The following is a 20,389-nucleotide window of genomic DNA, read 5'->3' as shown; positions in this document are numbered from 1 at the left end:
TCTTTCGTCTAATTTGATAGATCGGTCAATTTCCCGGTGTCGTGCCGGGTGTGAGAGGGGTTTGGTCATGAGCGTACATGAGATCCGCCACCCGTTGGTGCGGCACAAACTGGGGCTTATGCGCTCCGTTAATAAAAGTACTCGCAGTTTCAGACAACTGGCAGCCGAGGTGGGCTGCCTGCTGACCTACGAAGCGACCAAGGATTTCGAGCTTGAGGAGTACGAGGTCGAGGGGTGGTGTGGGTCGGTCCAGGCGGAGCGGATCAAGGGCAAGAAGATCACCGTGGTACCGATTCTGAGAGCCGGTTTGGGGATGTTGGATGGCGTGCTGGAGCTGGTGCCCAGCGCCAAGATCTCGGTGGTCGGACTCTACCGCAATGAAGAGACGTTGGAGCCGGTCGCCTACTTCGAGAAGCTGGCCAACGATATCGAGGAGCGCATGTCGTTGATCGTCGATCCGATGCTGGCCACCGGCGGTTCGATGATCGCCACTATCGATATGCTCAAAAAAGCCGGCTGTACCAGTATCCGCGCACTGGTACTGGTGGCGGCGCCGGAGGGGATAGCGAAGGTGCAGGCGGCACACCCAGATGTGGATATCTTCACCGCCTCGATCGATTCCCATCTCAATGAGCGGGGGTACATCATCCCGGGACTGGGTGATGCCGGCGACAAGATCTTTGGAACCAAATAGGGAATAAAGGATGAACGAATTGAACCCGATGGCAAATAGTGGCGCGCGTAACTGGCGCACCATCCTGGCCGGTGCGCAGATGCTGTTCGTGGCCTTTGGTGCGCTCGTGTTGATGCCCCTGCTGACTGGACTCGATCCCAGCGTCGCGCTGTTTACCGCCGGTATCGGTACCCTGCTGTTTCATCTGGTGACCGGCCTGAAAGTGCCGATCTTTCTGGCATCGTCGTTCGTGTTCATCGCCCCGATCAGTTACGCGACGCAAACCTGGGGTGTACCCGCCACCATGGGCGCGCTGATGGCGGCAGGGCTGGTGTACATGCTGCTGGCACTGGTGGTGAAGCTGCGCGGACCCGGGGTGATCCACCGGATCATGCCGCCGGTGGTCACCGGTCCCGTGATCATGATCATCGGTTTGGGGCTGGCGCCGATCGCGGTCAATATGGCGATGGGCAAGAGCGGCGATGGTTCCATCGAGCTGTTCCCCTATCTGGATGCGCTGCTGGTATCGATGGTGGCGCTGGTCACGACACTGCTGGTCTCGGTGTTTGCCAACGGGATCTTCCGGTTGCTGCCGATCCTCTCGGGGGTGTTTGTCGGTTACTTGGTCGCGCTGTTCACCGGCATGGTGGACCTGAGCCAGGTGCAGGCGGCACCGCTGGTGGCGGTACCGGCATTCGTGACACCGGAGTTCAATTGGCAGGCAATCCTGTTCATGATTCCGGTCGCGATCGCACCGGCGATCGAGCATGTCGGCGATATCATCGCCATCGGCAACGTGACCGGGCGTGACTACATCCGTAAGCCGGGCCTGCAGCGCACGCTGTTTGGCGATGGACTGGCGACCAGCGTGGCGGCGCTGTTCGGTGGCCCGCCCAATACCACCTATTCGGAGGTGACCGGTGCGGTGATGCTGACCAAGGCATTCAACCCTGTTGTGATGCTCTGGGCCGCCGGGTTCGCGATTCTGCTCGCCTTCGTATCCAAGTTCGGTTTACTGCTGCAGACGATCCCGGCCCCGGTGATGGGCGGTATTTTGATCCTGCTGTTTGGCTCGATCGCCTCAGTCGGCCTCAATACCCTGATCAAGGCGAAGGTCGATCTGGCTAAGCAGCGCAACCTGGTGATCGTGGCCACTACGCTGGTGTTTGGTATCGGCGGGATGGCGATAGGCTCGGGGGATCTGAATCTGCAGGGGGTCAGCCTGTGCGGTATCGTGGCGATCCTGCTCAACCTGATGCTGCCCGGTGCCGATCCGGTAGCGGACGATCTGCACGAGGAGGATGAGGTGGTTGAGGATCTGTTAAACCACAGTCGCTGAGTATGATGCCACCGCTGCACTTATCAGAGCGTGCGTTGGCGAGCCCAGCTATTTGATGCGGAGTCGATGGGCGGACTGAGGTTGGCGACGGCGTATAGCTTGACCTCCCTCTCCCGCTCCTGGGCCTCTACGCTTTGGCAGTGCAGCTGCTCCTGGTAGGTTTTGGGTGTTACGCCCATATACTTTTTGAATACCCGGCAAAAATAGGAGTGGTCACGGTAACCGACGGTTAGTGCCACATCGAGTATCTGCAGATCGGGGTTCTCCAGCAGCCGGGTGGCCTCTTTCATCCTCAGCTGTTGCAGCATCTCCTGGAAGGTTACGTCATAGGCTTTCTTGAACATGCGGCTGAACGGCAGAGGGCGCATGTTGCAGAACTTGGCCAACTGCTCCTCGGTAATGTGCTCCCCAAGATGCAGCTGCATATACGATAATGCCGGATGCACCGCTCTGGTTTCGGCGTTGCTGCCGTAAAAACGCGACTCCTCCGGTAACCGCAACATGGGGCTGGCGGCGCTCAACGCTAAGGGGTTTCGGGCGACCTCGTCTATGCGGCTGGCGATCGCGCTGATCTGATATTCTGCCGCAGAGCGTGGCATGGGTTTGAGCAGTATCTCCCACACCCTGACTCTCAATGCCCAAACGATAAGTGACTCCGAGTGCTGCTCAGTCATCATGATGATAGGCAGCAGCGGATACCGCTCGTGCAGTTCACGCATCAGTGTAAGCCCATGCATATCGGGGTAGTCAAAATCGAAACAGATGGCGCAGGGTGATAGTTCGCGATAATCGAAAATCGGATTGTTAGGGTCTAATATTTCAATTCGGAATGCGTCATTGAACTGTTCTAGCAGAGTAACAGAGCGCTCTGAACTGCGCAGGTCGATCCAAAGCATCATCGACTTACAGAGCTGAGACATAACGAGCTAACTCCCACTTTCATTATTGTTAAAATGCTGGAGTAGGTCCGTCTGGCGTTACATCCATGATGATCAGGTTTCAGTGTAGTTAAAGTTTCTTAACATTTGTGCAGGTGCAAATGTCTTTCTTTTCATGGATAAGCCACAAATAGGCGATTTACCTTCATCGACGCTGCAGGCTGTATCGCCACTGTTACAGCACTGATCAAAATAATCCTACTTTTCCTGCAAGATAGTCCCAGCTCCCCCTTTTTCCCCTGCCTATAGTCAACCACGTACCGTGTGACGACCCGCTGTGAAGCGCTCGAGGCGGAACATTCGGCCTTGAAAGGCTCAATCAAAGAGGGCGGAACAATGAACGTAATCACTCAGAAAATGATCGGCTTCTTCAAGGAGGATGAAGGGCTTACCACGGTGGAGTATGCAGTAGCAGGTAGTCTCGTGGCTGCTGCGGTCATCTTGGCGTTTACGGACTTGGGTTGTGAAGTCGGCATGACGATCCAGTATCTCGCTGACGTTATCGAAGCGGGTGCTGCTGGTGGCGCGGCACGTGGTGCTTGCTAGTTCGCCAGGGTATTCGCGTTAAGTTAATGGCCGGATCGGCAGTAAGAGGGGAGATTCAGTATGTTGTCATTCTATACCTACGATGGCTCCACACTCCTATTACTGCTGATTTTGCTTTTGGCGGTGGTCAAGGATTGGCGCCGCAACCGCATTCCCAATTGGCTGACTTACAGTTCGCTGTTGGCTGGTCTAGTACTGCAGTACGTGTTCCTCCATGTCGATGGATTGATGATAGGGCTAAAAGGGGCAGGGGTTGGCCTGGCTGTCCTCCTGCCCTTCTATCTAATGGGGGGCATGGGAGCCGGGGATGTCAAGTTGATGGCTGCTGCCGGCAGCTTTATAGGTCCGATGGCCGCAATGACCGCGGCTTGTGTTGCTCTGGTGGTGGGGGGATGTGTTGCTCTGTACCTAATCCTGCGTAGCGGTGAGTTGGCCAGCTTGTACCGCCGATATATGGTCATGCTTGCCGCGCGCACGCTGGTGCCGGCTGAGCCCGGCTCAGTAGCCCGCCACCGGTTTCCTTTCTCTTCAGCAATTGCAATAGGCGTCCTGCTTCACCAAGGGCTCATAGGTAAGCTGGAGTTCTATCACCTGACCACGCAGATCGGGTTGCAGCTCCAGGCGTTGGGGGGAGCACAATGAATAGTCCAATGAATAATTCAACAACTGCCGAGACCCTGGCACCGCCTGGACCGCAGTCAGAGCAGGCACGGCATGCCGAAACAGATCGGCTGCGCAGGCTGGCACCACGACCACTAACGCTGGCCGATACCGGTCTAAGTCGCCATTTCCTGACTGAGCTATTGATCAAGCATCTGTACGATGCCGGGATGTTGACTTCCAAACAACTGATGCAGCGCACCGCGCTAGCCGGTCCTGTGCTTGAAGAGTTGATCGAGTTCCTGCGCAAGGAGGTCATGATCGACGTGCACGGTCAGGGATTCGACAAAAGGGAACTCAGCTATAGCCTGACCCAGCGCGGGCGGGAAACGGCCATCGATGCCTTAGCCCGAAGCGGTTATCTGGGGCCTGCCCCTGTGCCGATTGAACGTTATCGCGAGCTGGTGCAGATACAAACGGTGCATGGCTGCAAGGTGACAGCCGCGTCGCTGAACGGCCTGTTTGAGCATATCGTGCTGCGTAAATCTCTACGTGAGCAGCTCGGCCCGGCGATGAACTCCGGGCGTGCAATATTTATCTATGGTCCGGCGGGTACGGGTAAAACCTACATTACTCAGAAACTGACGGGGCTGTTCGAAGACAGTTGCCTGATCCCCTATGCGATCTCGGTGAATGAGCAGGTGGTGTCGCTATTTGACCCGCTGCTGCATCAACCGATCGAAGAATCTATCCACACCCCGAGCCTTTTGTTCGACCAGGGCTATGATGCCCGCTTTGTTAACTGCCGCCGCCCGCGAGTGGTGACCGGTGGTGAGCTGGGGATGGATATGCTGGAGATACATTTCAATCCGGTGACCAAGGAGTACCAGGCGCCGCTGCAACTGAAAGCTAACAATGGCATCTTCATCATCGATGATATGGGGCGCCAGCGTGCCACACCGATGGAGATATTCAACCGTTGGATTGTGCCGATGGAGGAGAAAAAGGACTACCTGACCCTGGGCGCGGGGCGACATTTCCAGACCCCCTTTGATCAGATTCTGGTGTTCTCATCCAACATCAATCCGCTGGAGCTGGCCGACGAGGCCTTCCTGCGGCGTATCGGCTACAAGATCTATTTTGGCTATCTGCAGCCGGATGAGTATGGCGAGATATGGCGGCAGGTATGCGCGGAGAAGGGGATCGGGTTCGATCCCTTGCTGCTCGATTTCGCTATCACTGAATTGCATGCGCAGCGCGATGTTGCGCTTCGTCCCTGTCATCCCCGCGACCTGTTGGGTATGGCACAGGACCGCGTGCTTTACCTTGGCGGCGATGCCGCTTCACTTGATGCTCAAGCTCTGACCTGGGCCTGGAACAACTACTTCGTCAGTCTCGATGCCGAAGTGGAGATGTCACCAAGTCCTGCCGCCAGGGGGAGGAATGATCATGTTTAAGGGCAGAACTTTTCTACTTTTGGTCCTGTCGGTGTTGTTCGCCGCGGGAGCCGCTATCTATGCCAACTCTTGGTTGAAACATCAGTTACCAGGCGACGCTGCGGTAGCCGCGGAGGGGCAGCCGGTCGTCTATGCGGCGATGGATATCCCCTACGGTCAGCCGATCGAGAGACGCCATTTGAAGATAAAGTTGATGCCGGAAGAGCTGGTACCGGCGAACAGTATCGCCGATCCCGCCGAGATTGAGGGGAAGGTGCCGATACAGGATATCCTCGTCGACGATGTCGTGCGCATGGAACGACTCAGCGATCACCAGGAGGGCGCGACACTGGCCGCCCTGATCGACCCAGAAAAACGAGCCTTTACCGTTCGCGTCAATGACGTGGTCGGGGTGGCTGGTTTCCTGCTGCCCGGAAACCATGTGGATGTCATTGCCACCAAGAACGAGGGGCAGAGCGTCAAGGCGCGTACCGTGTTGAAGGATATCAAGGTGCTTGCGGTGGATCAGAAAGCGCGCACCGACAAGAACGATCCGATTGTCGTACGTGCGGTGACGCTGGAGTTGACACCGAAAGAGTCGGAGGAGTTGGCCAAGGCACGCGACGAAGGGCGGATTCAGCTGACGCTGCGAAACCCGCTCAGCGAAGACACAGTCGCTCAGGCGATCGAGCCGGCGCCGGTTGCACCCGCAGCCAAGCCTGAGCCGGTGAAGAAAAAACAGACAAGTACTTACAGCGCTCCGCCATCTGTGATCGTGATCAAGGGTGTGGAGTGGGAGCGCAAACGGGTTCCGATGTAGTTCTGGAGCGCCGGTAGTTACGGCAGCCAAAGATCGGACAGCGAGCGAGGAGAATGGATCATGGCTAAGCGTACAGAACCCATTAGAGCCAGAGTGGAGGCAGGTGATGGTTGGCAGGCGTTCCTGCTACCGGTTGCCCTTATGCTTCTGTTGCTGGCGGTATTGTTCGGTCGAGAGGCGAATGCGGCAACAGCCGTTGAAACCGACGCCGATACGATGGTGCAGCACTTCTCGGTGCCGCTCTACAAATCGAAGGTCGTGCAGTTGAATGGCCCGGTACACAAGGTATCGATCGGGAATAAGGAGGTGGCCGATATCCTGGTGATGCGCTCCCAGCAGATCTACGTGCTGGGTAAGGGGATCGGCACGACCAATGTGCTGCTCTGGGACAAAAACAATCACCTGACGGCCTCCATCGACGTGGAGGTGACGCCGGATATTAACAGCCTGAAAGCGAAGCTGTATGAGATGGCGCCGAACGAGCGGATCAAGGTCAACTCCTCTCAGGGGTCGATATTGCTCAGCGGTGAAGTGACCAATGTTGGCACCATGGATATGGCGGTACGCCTGGCAGACAGTTTCCTGCAGAAACCTGCTGAGGAGGGCGCTACCCAGATTGGTGAAGTGGTCAATCTGCTCAAGGTCGGTGGCTCCCAGCAGGTGATGCTGAAGGTCACCGTGGCCGAGATGTCGCGCAGCGTAATGCGTCGCCTTGGTATCAAGTTCCATGCGCTGCATGCGGGCGATCATTGGGGGATCGGCGGTGTCAGCGGAGGCGCGACCTTCCCTGATGCCCAATTTGGTACCGAGGGCTTGTTAGAGTCGGTGTTTGGGGATCCGAAAAACGGGCTGGTGGGTCCGGCTATCGATGAGTTTAAGCCGAGCGACGTCACGATCGCCGACAAAGGACTCTTTGCCAGCTACCTGGACAGTAACCTGCTATTTCGGATCTTCTTTGACGCCGCTAAAGAGAACGGCAGCGCCAAGGTGCTGGCGGAGCCGACCCTGACCACGCTGACCGGACAGGAGGCGGAGTTCCTCTCCGGTGGCGAGTTTCCGATCCCGGTGCCCAATGAAGACGGCATCACCATTGAGTTCAAGGAATTTGGTGTTGGATTGAAGTTTATCCCGATTGTGCTCGATTCCGGCACCATCAACCTGAGTCTCAACGTGTCGGTAACTGAGTTGACCAGTTTGAACTCGGTCAACAACACCGTCAGCAATAGTGTGTTCTTCGTACCCGCGCTGACCAAACGCAGTGCGCGCTCCACCGTAGAACTGGGCGACGGCCAGACCATCGGTATCGCCGGCCTGATCAACGAAAGCACCCGCGATGCGGTTAGCAAGTTCCCGGGCTTGGGTGATGTGCCGGTACTCGGTCAACTATTCCGTAGCCAGAGTTTCGAAAAGGGCGAATCGGAGCTGGTGATTCTGGTCACGCCGACTCTGGCCAAGCCGTTCAAGAATGAGGGACTGAAGTTGCCGGGCGATGGTTTTGTCGAGCCCAGTGATGTGGAGTTCTATCTGCTGGGCCGTACCCAGGGGCGGATCGCGCGCCAGGACAGCACCATGGCGGAAGAGCCTGATTCGGCCGAGGCGGCAGCGGAAGAGAGTATGGAGGCGGCTGCAGTCGGTCAGCCCGGTGAGATCTCTGGGGATGACGGTGTCCGCGTATTCCCGGTCGCCGATGGCACCGAGTCGGTCTTTGGCCACAGCATCGAATAGCTCGCCTTAGGGACGAGCAAAAGATGGAGAGCAGAGTCATGAGCAGGTTTAACTGGAAATATATGGCGCTGGCCCTGGGACTTATGTTTGTACCCGGTTGCAGCGGCTTTGGTAATCCTCCACCGGAGCCCATGGGGATGGCGTTGGAGGAGATGCGGCAGGCGCAAACCTATGATGCCTACGCCGCCGACAATCCCAAACCCTTACGCCTGAATGGCGATAAGGGGGAACAGGTGATCTTGGAATACCGGGGCAAGGCGCAGAGTTCGTCAGGCATCCAGGGTGATATCGAGATCAATATCGGCAACTGACTAGCGAAAATATCCATGAACGAATCAGGGTATGGGGGCTAGGCCCCGAGCCCTGGGGGGAGGCGAAGATGAATCGCCCGGCATACAGCAGAGCGAGAAGGGTGGCGCTCAACGGTGCGACCCGAAAGCAGCAGCGCGGTGTGGTCCTGGTTCTGGTAGCGATCGCCATGCTGGCGTTGTTAGCCATGGCGGCAATGGCCCTGGATGGCGGCCACATGCTGCTGAGTAAAACCCGGCTGCAAAACGCAGTGGATGCGGCGGCCTTGAGTGCTGCCCGTACGGTCGCCGATCTCCCGGATGACACCCCGGTGGGGACGATCCATAGCGAAGCCGAGGCCGCCGCGTTGGCCACCTTCCTGAGCAACCTCAGCCTGGATGACAACGGTGAGTTGAGCGAAGCCTATGCCAGCAGTGGTACGCCGTTGATCGTCGAGTTCTCGGAGATGCTGAACCCATTCACCCCCGATGCGAATGCACTGCCTTATGTGCGGGTCATTGCCCAGGACCTGGAACTCGAAGCCTGGTTGATACAGGTGCTCGGGATGACCGAAAAGCCGGTCAGTGCCACTGCCGTTGCCGGTCCTATCGGACTCAATGCATACACCTGTGACCTGCTGCCGATCCTGGCCTGCGGCTGTGATCCGGATGGTCGCACAGTTACACCGGATGATGACTGCGGCCCGGATGACGGAGACTATTTCGGCTATAACGATGATGGCATAAGCGATGTCTCCAGCCTGGCGGATATCAGTGTGATCAAGCTGGCCGGCGGCAGCGGTACCGATGTAGGTCCCGGTAACTTCCGCCTGTTGCGCCTGGACGGTACAGGTGGCTCTGATCTGCGTGAGGCTCTGGCTGGCACGGCCAACAATTGCGCCAGTATCGGTGACGACGAGGCGGCGGATACCGAGCCCGGTAACAAGTCGGGGCCAACGGGGCAGGGGCTGAATACCCGCCTGGGTCTTTACCAGGGGCCTATTGGCCCGGACGAGGCGCCGGCGGATGTGGTCGACTACACCTATTTCAATGGCGTTACGCCGGCGGGGCCGACACCCCAGAGTCCCAATCGGCTGGTGTTGGACGGAATCGATGCGAACAACAGGCCGGTCATCAAACGCGAGGACGGCAGCACCAGTATCGACGGCCTGTTCGACTACCAGGACTACCTGGATGAATACGCATCCAATTTCCCAGACTGTGCCGGTGAGGCCTGCCGCAGACGCGAACTGGTATTGCCGATAGGTGATTGTACCGGCACCACCACCGGCACCAGCGAAGATGTGCATATCTACACCGTCGGCTGCTTCTTCCTTATGCAGGATGTAAACGTCGGTACCGAAGCCGAAGTGTTCGGTCAGTTCTTCTCCCAATCCGAGGGGTGCGATGCCATCGGTACCTTTACCGACACCCCGAGTGACGATCCGGTACCGATCAAGATCGTGCTGTTCCGGGATCCGGACAGGGAGGATTCGTGATGAGTAGGTGCGGAGGTTCGATCAAGCGGCGTCAGCGCGGTTTGGCCGCGGTGGAGATGACGCTAGTGTTGCCGGTGCTGCTGATGCTGATGCTGGCCACGGCGGAGATCGGCCGCATGCTGTTTCAGTACAACACCCTGACCAAGGCGCAGCGTAACGGTGTGCGCCTGCTGGCGACTCAGCTTAACTACGGCCAGCAATCGACCTTGAACGACTGCCCGACATTAGGCGGTACGTTGCCCGATAACCTGATCAACCGGGCGCGCAACTTGATCGTATACGGCGCGGAGGGCGGGGGCGTCACCCCGATCCTGGACGGTTTGACCACGGCAAATGTCGGCTTTTGCGAGGTGCCGGCGCTGAACGAGATCCAGGTCCATGTCGAGTACGACTTCACACCGATGATGTTCAACAGCCTGCCTCGCTTTGGCGCAGGAGCGGATATCAACATCAATTTCCCACTCGATAGCTCGGTTAGCATGCGCGTGCTGGGAGGGAGTTGAAACCATGAATATGAACGTCAGTAAGCAGCGTCAACGGGGCGTCACTACGGTCGAATTCGCCCTGGTCGGCTCCGTGCTGTTCATTGTCCTATTCGGCTTGATCGAATTCGGTCGCCTACTGTTTACCTGGAACGTGCTTGATGAAGCGACCCGCCGGGCCGCGCGGGTGGCGGTGGTCTGCCCGGTAACTGCGGCGGGCCAGCAGTTTGCGCGGGAGGTCGGAGCCTTTGGTGGCACGATACTGCCCGATTTTACCGAGGCCAATATCCTGCTCAGCTACCTGCAGGAGGATGGCGTTACGCCAGCGACGGGGACAGAGAACACCTTCTACGTGCGCTCGGCCATTACCGACTATACGCACCAGATGCTGATCCCGTTTTTCGATATAACTCTGGATGCCGACGCGTTCGAGACCACCCTGCCGGCGGAGAGCCTGGGGGTACATCCCGTAGCGGCGGGAGCGGCGCCCTGCCCTTAACGATATGGGGCAAGCGAGAAGAAACCTCAGTCAGTGAGGAAAGCAGTCATGATGAAACAGAATCTGCTCTATGAAGTGAAAAAGCCGCCCGTTGGCAAGGTTGCCAGCGAGTTCTCGATCCTGATCGCCAGCCGCTCACCCGAAGCTCTGACTCAGCTGAAAACGGCGTTGACCCTGTTGCCGGCCGATATCGATATCAACTGTAGGTTGATCAGTAACGGGCACTCGGACCCGCTCTATGGCCTCGAACGTCTGCCGGATCTACTTATCTTCCGTATCGGGGACAGTTGGCAGGCGGAGCTGGAAGCGCTCTGTTCCCGTCCACCGGATACGCGGGTACCGACACTGGTGGTCAGTTCGCGAAGCGACTCCCAGGCGATGCGCCTGTCGATGAAGGCCGGGGCGCGAGATTTCTTTGCCGAGCCGCTTCAGGACGGAGAGCTGCAACGCGTCGTCGACCAGCTGTATCGCGAAGCGATGGACCAGCAGGGCGCGCTAAATGCTCATCTGACCGTGGTGATGAATGCCAAGGGCGGTTCCGGCGCCAGCTTGATCGCCACCAACCTGGCCCATCAGATGGCCGCGGGAGGCAGGCGTAAGGTCGTACTGATCGATCTGGACCTGCAATTTGGCGCGTTGTCGCACTATCTCGACCTTAACCCCCAGCGCGGCATCAAGCAGGCGCTGGAAAATGTGGAGGACCTGGACAGCGTTGCGCTGGAGGGCTATCTGGCCAACCACGTGAGCGGACTCAAGGTGCTTAGTTCGGAGTCCGATCGCTTGTTGTTGAACGAGGAGGTGTCGAGCGACCAGTTGATGCAGCTGTTTAAGTTGCTGGCCAACGATAACCAGCAACTGGTGGTCGACCTGCCACGTCAGATAGACCTGACCACGACCACCGTATTGGAGCGGGCCGATCAGGTGGTATTGGTGCTGCAGCAGGGGATCACCCATTTGCGGGATGCGGCGCGACTGATCGAAGTGATGCGCCGGGATTTGGATATCCCTGACCACCGCATCTTGGTGGTGTTGAACCGGTATGACAAGTCGGCACCGATCAGTATTGCGGAGGTTTCCAAAGCGCTGAAGCATCAGCCGATATTGACTATCCCGAACGACTTCAAACATGTCTGTGAATCATTGAACAACGGCATGCCGCTGCTGCAGATCGCGCGACGTGCTCCCATTACTCGCGCTCTACATACCTTGAGCGAGCAGGTGGCAGGGGCAGGACCAGCCCCCCGGCCCGGATTGCTGGGCAAACTCCTAGGTCTGGTCAAGGGGGATTAAATCATGTCGATTCTAGGTAACAGGATCAACAAACTGCGGGTGCCTGAGATAACGGCCCAGGCGCCTGAAGAGGTGGTCGAGCGAGAGCGCCCGCCGTTGATGATCGAAACCCTGTCTGCTGCAGAGCTGGAGTGCAAGCAGCAGTTGCATCAGGAGCTGCTCAAACGCATGGACCTGTCGTTGATCGACAGCCTGGAGGAGCGCGAAGCCAGGCGGCAGATTGCGGATATCTGTCGCCAGTTGATGGAGGAGCTAACGGTCCCGTTCAGCACCCAATCTCGGCAGAAGATCATGAAGTTGATCGAGGACGAGATCATGGGGCTGGGGCCGCTTGAGCCGCTGCTTGAAGACAAAACCATCTCCGATATCCTGGTCAATGGTTACGATCAGATCTACGTCGAACGCTTCGGTAAGCTGGAAGCCTGTCCGGTCAGTTTCAGCAGTAACGGTCACCTGATGAACACCATCGACCGCATCGTCTCTAGCGTTGGACGCCATATCGACGAGTCCTCGCCGATGGTGGATGCCCGCCTCAAGGACGGCTCCAGGGTCAACGTGATCATCCCGCCGCTGGCGCTGGATGGACCGCAGATTTCGATCCGGCGTTTTATGGTTGAGCTGCTGTCGATGCAAAACTTGGTTGAGCTCGGTTCGGTGGAGGAGCGGGTGGCGCCGATTCTGGAAGGGATCGTGAAGGCTCGTCTCAATATACTGATCTCCGGCGGTACCGGCTCAGGTAAAACCACGCTGCTCAACATCCTCTCCGCCTACATACCGCACGACGAACGTATCGTCACCATCGAGGATTCGGCGGAGCTGCAGCTGCAACAGCCTCACGTGGTACGCCTGGAAACCCGGCCGCCCAACATCGAGGGGCGGGGCGAGGTGACCCAGCGAGACCTGGTGCGCAACAGCCTGAGGATGCGTCCGGACCGTATCGTACTCGGCGAGGTCCGTGGCGGCGAAACCCTGGACATGCTGCAGGCGATGAATACCGGTCACGACGGTTCGCTGACCACCATCCATGCCAATACCGCTCGCGATGCATTGGGACGTATCGAGAACATGGTGGCGATGACCGGTATCAGCTTTCCCACCCGTGCTCTGCGTTCACAGATCGCCTCGGCGATCGATGTGGTTTTGCAGGTGACCCGCCTCGAGGATGGTCGACGCAAGCTGGTCAGCATCCAGGAGATTAACGGCATGGAGGGTGACATCATCACCATGTCCGAACTGTTCACCTTCGAGCGCCGTGGTGTCGATGCAAAAGGCAATGTGCTCGGCGAGTTCAAGGCCACCGGTATCGTGCCCGGTTTCCATAAACGTCTGGCGCAGCGTGGCATTGACTTGCCTACTTCGTTGTTCGAGCCGGAGTAAAAGGAGGGTAGTGCGATGTTTCAACTCGAATCCTTGGAACTGATCGTGATCATGGCGATGGTGTTCGTGTCGGTATTTCTGTTGCTGGCGAGCCTGTCGATCCCGGTGTTTGGCGAACAGCGGCGGGTCAAGCGCCGTCTTCAGCAGCGTATCGGTGAAATAGCGGCGGAAAGCGATCAGCCGCCGATCAGTACACTATTGCGAGCCCGCTATCTGAAAAAACTCAACCCGCTGGAACGACAACTGGAGTCTATGCCCGGAATGGAATCGCTGGCGCGGCTGATCGAGCAATCCGGTGGTAAGGGACGGGCTTACCGTGTTTTTCTCCTCGCCCTGTTGTTGGGGGTTGTGGGTTTTACCCTTGTGCTGCTGGTGTTGCACCTTCTACTCGCGGCAGTGGTCGCGGGCATTCTGATGTTGCTGTTGCCTTTTCTGCGGCTGATTTATCTGCGTAATAAACGTATGCATGAGTTCGAGGCGCAGCTGCCCGAGGCGATCGATATCATGAAGCGCGCACTGTTGACCGGGCATCCCTTCAGCGAGTCGCTGAATTTGGTGGCCGAAGGGTTGGAGGGCCCGGTGTCGCTGGAGTTTGGTATCACCTATTCGGACCTGAGTTACGGCTCCGATCTGCGCCGGGCGATGCTGGGGCTTTTGGCACGGGTGCCGAGTGTGACGTTGATGGCGTTTGTTACCGCGGTGCTGGTGCAAAAGGAGACGGGCGGTAACCTGGCCGAAATTCTGGAGAACATCGGCAGTGTCGTTCGTGGGCGGTTTCGCTTTCAGCGTCGGGTCAAAACTTTGTCCGCCGAGGGGCGCTTGTCGGCCTGGATCTTGATGTTGGTGCCGTTCGGTCTGTTTGGTCTGATCTACTTCACCACCCCCGGTTACCTTGAGGTTTTGGTCAAGTCGGTGGACGGTCATCAACTGATTGCTATCAGTTTTGTGTTAATGCTGGTCGGCGCCCTTTGGATCAGACGGCTGTTAAGAATCGAGGTGTAGGGCTATGGAGACGTTACTTGAGCTAATCAATCAACAGCTTGGCAACGAGCTGTACTCCCGCTATGTAGTGATTGGACTGGTGGCGGCGGCCGCGCTGGCCTTCGGTCTGAGCCTGACGGTACTGGTCACCGGTCTGGTCACGCCGTTTCGTCAGCGTGTTCGTGTTTTGACCGGGCATTCTCGGGACAAGGCCCATGCCGGTGGTAAGCGCAGCAAGGTACTGGCATCGCTCGATCCCATCACTAAGCACCTGCTGCCCGGCAAGGACTGGGACAAGAATCGTCTGCATGCACAGCTGGTGCATGCAGGGTTCAGATCACCGGGGGCCATGAGCTCGTTGTACGGTTTAAAGGTGATGCTCGGATTGTTGCTGTTCTGCATCGCCTGGCTAGTGATCAGTTTCAAGCCGGAAGTGACCGCCGACAAGGTGTTGTTGATCTGTGCGGGGGCCGGCTATATCGGTTATATCCTGCCCAACATGGTGCTTGATCACCTGGCCAACCGCCGCATGCGCGCAATCCGCAACGCTTTCCCCGACGCTCTAGATCTGCTGGTGGTGTGCGTCGAATCCGGTCTGGGCCTAACTGCGGCACTTCAGCGGGTGGGGCAGGAGCTGGAGGTGAGTCACCCCGAGCTGTCGGAGGAACTGTATCTGGTCAATGTGGAGATCCGTGCCGGGGTCAACCGTATCGAAGCTCTGCGTGGCATGGCACAACGCACCGGGGTGGAGGATATCCGTGGTTTGGTGGCACTGCTGGACCAGAGCGTGCGCTTCGGTAGCAGTATCGCCGACACTCTGCGTGTTTATTCCGAAGAGTTCCGCGACAAGCGAATGCAGGCGGCAGAGGAGCAGGCCGCCAAGATCGGTACCAAGATGATCTTTCCACTGACGTTCTGTATCTGGCCCGGTTTCTTCGTTGTTGCGGTGGGGCCGGCCATTCTCAAGGTGCTCGAGGTCTTTGGTCGTTAGGGGCCAAAAGGAGCGAATGACACAGGGAGGATCAATATGATCCCGCATCTGAGACATATCAAGTCCCGCTTCACGAGCGGCCCGTTGCTGGTTATGGCGATTCTGCTGCTCGGTGGCTGTGCGGCGAATCAGGAGAAAGAGAAGACGTCGTCGAACGATGCATTCTACGATGGCAAACCCATGCTGGCGTTTGCCGGCCTCCCGGTGGCGAAAAACGCTGAAGAGGGCGTGCGGATGGGCGACCAGGCGCTGTCACGTGGCGACGCGGATGAGGCACTTTACCACTATGTGCAGGCGTTGGAACTGGATGCGAAAAGTGCCGATGCCTACTACCGCATCGGCCAAATCCACTACCGCCGTGATAACGAAAAGCTGGCGTCGGTGGCGCTGCGCAGCGCGCTGGGTATTGTGCCTGAACATACAGGTGCCTTGACCGCCATGGGGGTGCTGCACCTGAAGCATAACCGCTATCAGCAGGCACGAGGCTATTTCGACAAGGCGCTGGCCAGCGACCGACAGCGTTTTACCGAAGACTCAGAGCAGTCGTTCGATGGCGCAACACCAATGGAAGCCTATAACGGCCTGGGGGTGCTGGCGGACCTGGATGGCAATACCGCGGAGGCGCAGCGACTGTACCAGGTCGCCCTGGCGATCAGCCCGAATGCGGCCGATGTGCACAACAACCTGGGCTACTCCTACTACCTGGAGTCCCGTTGGCGGGAAGCCGAAAGGGAGTTTCGCAAGGCGCTGGATATCAACCCTGATTACGAGCAGGCCTGGCGTAACCTGGGATTGGTCTATGCGCGTCAGCAACGTTACCTGTCAGCCCTGCATGCACTGGAGCGGGTGATGGATACCGCCAAGGCGCATAACGATATCGGTTTCATCTGCATGCTGGATGGGCGTTACCAGCTTGCCGAGTATTACTTTGAACAGGCGCTGACGCTGTCGCCGGTGTTCTATCCCAAGGCGAAGGAGAACCTGACCTACGTTAAGCGGATAAAAGAGGCAGCGGCACAAAGCGCCGGACGTTGATATAGAACGGGAGATGCTGGAGAGGGGCTCCGCTCGCCCAGGAGGGGCGAGCGGAGAACCGTTTACTTCTGCGCTTCGTAAGCCGCAACAGATTTGCGTACCGCTTCGCGGGCGGCTTCGGCGTCGGACCAGCCTTCCACCTTGACCCACTTACCTTTCTCGAGCTTTTTGTAGTTCTCGAAGAAGTGTGCGATCTGATCTTTCAGCAGCTGCGGCAGGTCGTCGACATCGTTGATGTCGTTGTAGGCCTGGCTCAGTTTCTGGTGCGGCACGGCGACCAGTTTGGCATCTTCACCAGCTTCGTCGGTCATGTTCAGGATACCGACCGGGCGGCAGCGGATGACGGAACCGGTCATCACCGGATGCGGTGTCAGCACCAGTACGTCCAGCGGGTCGCCGTCGTCAGCCAGGGTGTTGTTCACATAGCCGTAGTTGGCCGGGTAGAACATCGGCGCCGCCATGAAACGATCGACGAAGATCGCGTCAGCATCCTTGTCGATCTCATACTTGACCGGGGAGCTCTCGGCGGGGATTTCGATGATCACGTAGAGGTCATTCGGCAGCTCTTTGCCGGCAGGCACTTTCGCAAAGCTCATGCGTTTCTTCCTGTTAGTCGATTAAAAGGTCGGAATCTCAAAGCTAAATACAGGTTGAGCGGCATTATACCCGGCATGCCGCCCAAGCCTGAATAAGACTTACTGCTGAATTATGGAGGGGGTCTCCTGGTGGTAGCGCATCAGCGTTTCCACCTCCTCCTTAGAGCCCAGCGCTACCGCAACCCGCTGGTGAATATCCTGCGGATCCACATCGAGAATATCGGTATAGCAGGTGGTGGAGAGGCCGCCCGCCTGCTCCACCAGCAGACTCATCGGATTACCCTCGTACATCAAGCGCAGCTTGCCCGGCTTACGCGGGTCACGTGAATCCCAGGGGTAGGTGAAGATGCCGCCACGGGTCAGGACGCGGTGTACTTCGGCGACCATCGACGCAATCCAGCGCATGTTGTAGTTCTTCTCACGCGGCCCTTCACTGCCGGAGAGCAGGTCGCCCACGTAGTTGCGCATCGCCGGCTCCCAGTGGCGGTGGTTCGACATGTTGATGGCGAACTCCTTGGTGCTATGCGGGATCTGCACATTTTCACGGGTCAGCAGGAAATCGCCGGTATGGGCGAGAGTAAACATGTTGACGCCGGTACCGGTGGTCAGGGCCAGTACCGCCGAAGGACCATACAATACATAGCCAGCCGCGACCTGGCGGCGTCCGGGCTGCAGGAACAGGTCAACGCTGTTTTCCGCAACATCAGCCGGGGCTTCAAGAATGGAGAAGATGGTGCCGACCGATACGTTGATATCGATATTGGATGAACCATCGAGCGGGTCGAAGGTCACCAGGAAACGGCCCTCGGGATCGCCGAATACAGGGTTGTCCTCCTCTTCCGAGGCAACTCCGCGCACCAGACGGTTTCCGAGCAGCACCTCCTTGAGGATATCGTTGGAGATGACATCCAACTTCTTCTGGGTTTCACCCTGAATATTGGTATCTTCGGTGGTGCCGTGGATGCCAGCCAGGGCGCCTTCGCGCAGCTGCAGGGCGATCTCCTTGCAGGCAACCATCAGAATCTCGATCAGTTCGACCAGTTCGGTGTCGGTATCGTGGTGTTTCAAGTAGGCGCTGAGAAGCTGCATCGGGTGTTTTGACCTTTGGGATTGGCGGCTCGAAAGTTGGGGCTAAATTATACGTCAATATCTGAGCTATTGCATGGCGTGGGGCCGCCGAAGTAACAGCAGGGGGCGAAAAAAGTTATCATAGCGGCAGCTTATTCAAGAGGGTCTGAAGTGCATATACATATACTTGGTATCTGCGGCACCTTTATGGGCTCGCTGGCGATCCTGGCCCGCGAGCTGGGGCATCGCGTGACCGGCTCCGATGCCAACGTCTATCCGCCGATGAGTACCCAGCTGGAACAGGCCGGTATCGCGTTGATCGAAGGCTACGATCCGGCGCAGCTGGATCCGGCTCCGGACTGCGTCATCGTCGGCAACGCCATGAGCCGAGGCAACCCCTGTGTCGAGGCGGTGCTGGAGCGGGGATTGAACTACACCTCCGGCCCGCAGTGGCTGCATGACCAGGTATTGAAGGAGCGCTGGGTACTGGCGGTGGCCGGCACCCATGGCAAGACCACGACCGCGACCATGTTGGCCTGGGTGCTGGAGCAGGCCGGTATGGCCCCGGGATTCCTGATCGGCGGTGTGCCGCAGAACTTCGACCGCTCGGCGCGTCTGGGCGGGACCCCTTTCTTCGTCATCGAGGCGGATGAGTACGATACCGCGTTTTTCGACAAGCGCGCCAAGTTTGTGCACTACTCGCCGCGCACGCTGATCCTGAACAATCTGGAGTACGACCACGCCGATATTTTCCCGGACCTGGCCGCAATCCAGCGCCAGTTCCACCACTTGATGCGCATAGTACCTGGCACCGGACGGGTCATTGCACCGAGCGAGTCCGAGGCGCTGAACCAGGTGCGGGCGATGGGCTGCTGGAGCGAGTATGTCAGCACAGGTGATAACGCGGAGTGGCAGGCAGTTCTGCTCGAGGCCGACGGTAGCCGTTTCTCCGTGCAGCACTGCGGCGAGGAGGTGGCCCGGGTGAACTGGTCGTTGACCGGTGAGCACAACGTCCGCAACGGGCTGCATGCACTGTTGGCCGCTCGGCATGTGGGTGTTACGCCTGAGCATGCGGCCGAGGCGCTGAGCTGTTTTGGCGGCGTGAAGCGGCGTATGGAGTTGATCGGTGAGGTGCATGGCGTACGGATCTATGACGATTTTGCTCATCATCCGACGGCAATCGAGACGACCCTGGCCGGTATCCGCAACCGGATCGGCGACGCGCCGCTGCTGGCGGTGATCGAGCCGCGCTCCAATACCATGCGTCTTGGCTCCCATCGTGATGCGCTGGCGCCTTCGGCGGCGGTGGCGGATCGGGTGTATTGGTACCAGCCGCCGGGGTTGGAGTGGTCGCTGGATCAGGTTGTCGCGCAGAGCCGCAATCCGGCCAGTCTGGAGAACGATCTGGATGGTTTGATCGAGACACTGGCGCGGGATGCGGTCAGCGGCAGTCATATCGTGATCATGAGCAATGGCGGTTTCGGCGGTATCCACCAGAAACTGCTGGCGCGACTGCAGCAGCGGGAGGCGGTATGAGCGGGCAGTTTTCCCGGCGCGTCACGGTCGCGATCACCGGGGCTTCCGGCGTGCAGTATGGTTTGCGCCTGATTCAGTGCCTGCTCCAGGCCGATACTCAGGTGTTGCTGATGGTATCGCGAGCGGCCCAGGTGGTGGTCGCCACCGAAACCGAACTGAAGTTGCCCGGGCAGCCCGAAGCCCAGGAGGAGTACCTGAGCAAACTGTTCGGCGCGGCGCCGGGGCAGCTGAAGGTATTTGGTCGCGAACAGTGGCTGGCGCCGGTGGCGTCCGGCTCCGGTGCACCGGGGTCGATGGTGATCTGCCCCTGCAGCACTGGGACCCTGTCGGCCGTCGCCTGCGGTGCCAGCAACAACCTGATCGAGCGGGCGGCGGATGTGGCGCTGAAGGAGCGGCGCCAGCTGATTCTGGTGCCGCGCGAGGCGCCCTACTCGGAAATTCATCTGGAGAACATGCTCAAGCTGACCCGCATGGGCGCGGTGATCATTCCGGCCAGCCCCGGGTTCTACCAGCGTCCGCAGCGCGTCGAAGAGATGGTCGACTTCATCGTCGCACGTATCCTGTCGCAGCTGGGCGTCGAGCAAACGTTGTTGCCGCGTTGGGGTGACGCCCTGCTGTAAACCTTAATGAAACTATAAGAAGCTGCCGATACAATGGCGCCCGCTTGTTTA

General features: G+C 58.4%; 21 protein-coding genes. 18 read left to right on the top strand and 3 right to left on the bottom strand.

The window, feature by feature from the left end; translation table 11 throughout:
- Nucleotides 1-67 precede the first annotated feature (67 nt).
- On the top strand, nucleotides 68-694 hold the full coding sequence (gene upp / locus IEX40_RS06820; protein ID WP_188746556.1) for a uracil phosphoribosyltransferase: 627 nt from the start codon (nucleotides 68-70) through the stop codon (nucleotides 692-694).
- Nucleotides 695-704: 10 nt separating this feature from the next.
- Nucleotides 705-2,012 (top strand): uracil-xanthine permease family protein, encoded by a 1,308-nt coding sequence (locus tag IEX40_RS06815; protein WP_229680626.1) that lies wholly within the window; start codon nucleotides 705-707, stop codon nucleotides 2,010-2,012.
- 23 nt (nucleotides 2,013-2,035) lie between these two features.
- Here the strand turns inward: IEX40_RS06815 and IEX40_RS06810 are convergent, their stop codons facing one another.
- Entirely contained in the window at nucleotides 2,036-2,932 is an 897-nt protein-coding gene (locus IEX40_RS06810; RefSeq protein WP_188746554.1) for a helix-turn-helix transcriptional regulator, read from the bottom strand.
- 354 nt (nucleotides 2,933-3,286) lie between these two features.
- Here IEX40_RS06810 and IEX40_RS06805 point away from each other — a divergent pair, with 354 nt between their 5' ends.
- From IEX40_RS06805 to IEX40_RS06740, 14 genes are all read left to right on the top strand, one after another.
- The gene (locus IEX40_RS06805) at nucleotides 3,287-3,496 is read left to right on the top strand and encodes a Flp family type IVb pilin (RefSeq protein WP_188746553.1); all 210 of its coding nucleotides are present in this window, start codon (nucleotides 3,287-3,289) and stop codon (nucleotides 3,494-3,496) included.
- Nucleotides 3,497-3,556: 60 nt separating this feature from the next.
- Nucleotides 3,557-4,138 (top strand): A24 family peptidase, encoded by a 582-nt coding sequence (locus IEX40_RS06800; RefSeq protein WP_188746551.1) that lies wholly within the window; start codon nucleotides 3,557-3,559, stop codon nucleotides 4,136-4,138.
- An 8-nt stretch (nucleotides 4,139-4,146) separates the two neighbouring features.
- The gene (locus IEX40_RS06795) at nucleotides 4,147-5,553 is read left to right on the top strand and encodes a DUF8689 domain-containing protein (RefSeq protein WP_229680625.1); all 1,407 of its coding nucleotides are present in this window, start codon (nucleotides 4,147-4,149) and stop codon (nucleotides 5,551-5,553) included.
- Nucleotides 5,546-6,352 carry a Flp pilus assembly protein CpaB gene (gene cpaB / locus IEX40_RS06790; protein ID WP_188746549.1) on the top strand — a complete coding sequence of 269 codons (807 nt, stop codon included), beginning with the start codon at nucleotides 5,546-5,548 and terminating at the stop codon, nucleotides 6,350-6,352. The genes IEX40_RS06795 and cpaB overlap by 8 nt, the downstream gene beginning before the upstream one ends.
- Nucleotides 6,353-6,412: 60 nt before the next feature.
- Nucleotides 6,413-8,077, top strand: a complete 1,665-nt coding sequence (locus IEX40_RS06785) for a type II and III secretion system protein family protein (RefSeq protein ID WP_188746547.1) — start codon at nucleotides 6,413-6,415, stop codon at nucleotides 8,075-8,077.
- Nucleotides 8,078-8,115: 38 nt separating this feature from the next.
- Entirely contained in the window at nucleotides 8,116-8,388 is a 273-nt protein-coding gene (locus IEX40_RS06780) for a hypothetical protein (RefSeq protein WP_188746545.1), read from the top strand.
- A gap of 68 nt (nucleotides 8,389-8,456) precedes the next feature.
- Entirely contained in the window at nucleotides 8,457-9,863 is a 1,407-nt protein-coding gene (locus IEX40_RS06775) for a pilus assembly protein TadG-related protein (protein WP_188746543.1), read from the top strand.
- Nucleotides 9,863-10,366 carry a TadE/TadG family type IV pilus assembly protein gene (locus tag IEX40_RS06770; protein ID WP_188746541.1) on the top strand — a complete coding sequence of 168 codons (504 nt, stop codon included), beginning with the start codon at nucleotides 9,863-9,865 and terminating at the stop codon, nucleotides 10,364-10,366. The genes IEX40_RS06775 and IEX40_RS06770 overlap by 1 nt, the downstream gene beginning before the upstream one ends.
- Before the next feature lie 4 nt (nucleotides 10,367-10,370).
- The gene (locus tag IEX40_RS06765; RefSeq protein WP_188746539.1) at nucleotides 10,371-10,844 is read left to right on the top strand and encodes a TadE/TadG family type IV pilus assembly protein; all 474 of its coding nucleotides are present in this window, start codon (nucleotides 10,371-10,373) and stop codon (nucleotides 10,842-10,844) included.
- Nucleotides 10,845-10,892: 48 nt separating this feature from the next.
- Nucleotides 10,893-12,134: a CpaE/TadZ family protein gene (locus IEX40_RS06760; RefSeq protein ID WP_188746537.1), complete on the top strand. Its 1,242-nt coding sequence runs from the start codon at nucleotides 10,893-10,895 to the stop codon at nucleotides 12,132-12,134.
- Nucleotides 12,135-12,137: 3 nt separating this feature from the next.
- Nucleotides 12,138-13,511 carry a TadA family conjugal transfer-associated ATPase gene (locus tag IEX40_RS06755; protein WP_188746535.1) on the top strand — a complete coding sequence of 458 codons (1,374 nt, stop codon included), beginning with the start codon at nucleotides 12,138-12,140 and terminating at the stop codon, nucleotides 13,509-13,511.
- A gap of 15 nt (nucleotides 13,512-13,526) precedes the next feature.
- The gene (locus tag IEX40_RS06750; RefSeq protein WP_188746533.1) at nucleotides 13,527-14,513 is read left to right on the top strand and encodes a type II secretion system F family protein; all 987 of its coding nucleotides are present in this window, start codon (nucleotides 13,527-13,529) and stop codon (nucleotides 14,511-14,513) included.
- A 4-nt stretch (nucleotides 14,514-14,517) separates the two neighbouring features.
- Nucleotides 14,518-15,483, top strand: coding sequence for a type II secretion system F family protein (locus tag IEX40_RS06745; protein ID WP_188746531.1), 966 nt, complete (start codon nucleotides 14,518-14,520; stop codon nucleotides 15,481-15,483).
- A gap of 36 nt (nucleotides 15,484-15,519) precedes the next feature.
- Nucleotides 15,520-16,518: a tetratricopeptide repeat protein gene (locus IEX40_RS06740; RefSeq protein WP_188746529.1), complete on the top strand. Its 999-nt coding sequence runs from the start codon at nucleotides 15,520-15,522 to the stop codon at nucleotides 16,516-16,518.
- Between the two features lie 62 nt (nucleotides 16,519-16,580).
- Here IEX40_RS06740 and ppa read toward each other — a convergent pair whose 3' ends face one another.
- Complete coding sequence (gene ppa, locus IEX40_RS06735; RefSeq protein ID WP_188746527.1) at nucleotides 16,581-17,114, bottom strand: inorganic diphosphatase; 534 nt, start codon at nucleotides 17,112-17,114, stop codon at nucleotides 16,581-16,583.
- Between the two features lie 99 nt (nucleotides 17,115-17,213).
- A complete protein-coding gene (locus IEX40_RS06730; RefSeq protein ID WP_188746525.1) occupies nucleotides 17,214-18,203 on the bottom strand; it encodes a class 1 fructose-bisphosphatase in 990 nt (329 codons plus the stop codon).
- A gap of 150 nt (nucleotides 18,204-18,353) precedes the next feature.
- On the opposite strand from IEX40_RS06730, the gene mpl reads away from it, so the two are divergent.
- Both mpl and IEX40_RS06720 read left to right on the top strand, forming a co-directional pair.
- The gene (mpl, locus tag IEX40_RS06725; protein ID WP_188746522.1) at nucleotides 18,354-19,718 is read left to right on the top strand and encodes a UDP-N-acetylmuramate:L-alanyl-gamma-D-glutamyl-meso-diaminopimelate ligase; all 1,365 of its coding nucleotides are present in this window, start codon (nucleotides 18,354-18,356) and stop codon (nucleotides 19,716-19,718) included.
- A complete protein-coding gene (locus IEX40_RS06720; RefSeq protein WP_188746520.1) occupies nucleotides 19,715-20,338 on the top strand; it encodes a flavin prenyltransferase UbiX in 624 nt (207 codons plus the stop codon). Before mpl ends, IEX40_RS06720 begins: the two co-directional genes overlap by 4 nt.
- Nucleotides 20,339-20,389 lie beyond the last annotated feature (51 nt).

Source organism: Marinobacterium zhoushanense (assembly GCF_014641945.1).
GTDB lineage: Bacteria > Pseudomonadota > Gammaproteobacteria > Pseudomonadales > Balneatricaceae > Marinobacterium_D > Marinobacterium_D zhoushanense.
This window is presented reverse-complemented; position numbering and strand designations above follow the sequence as displayed.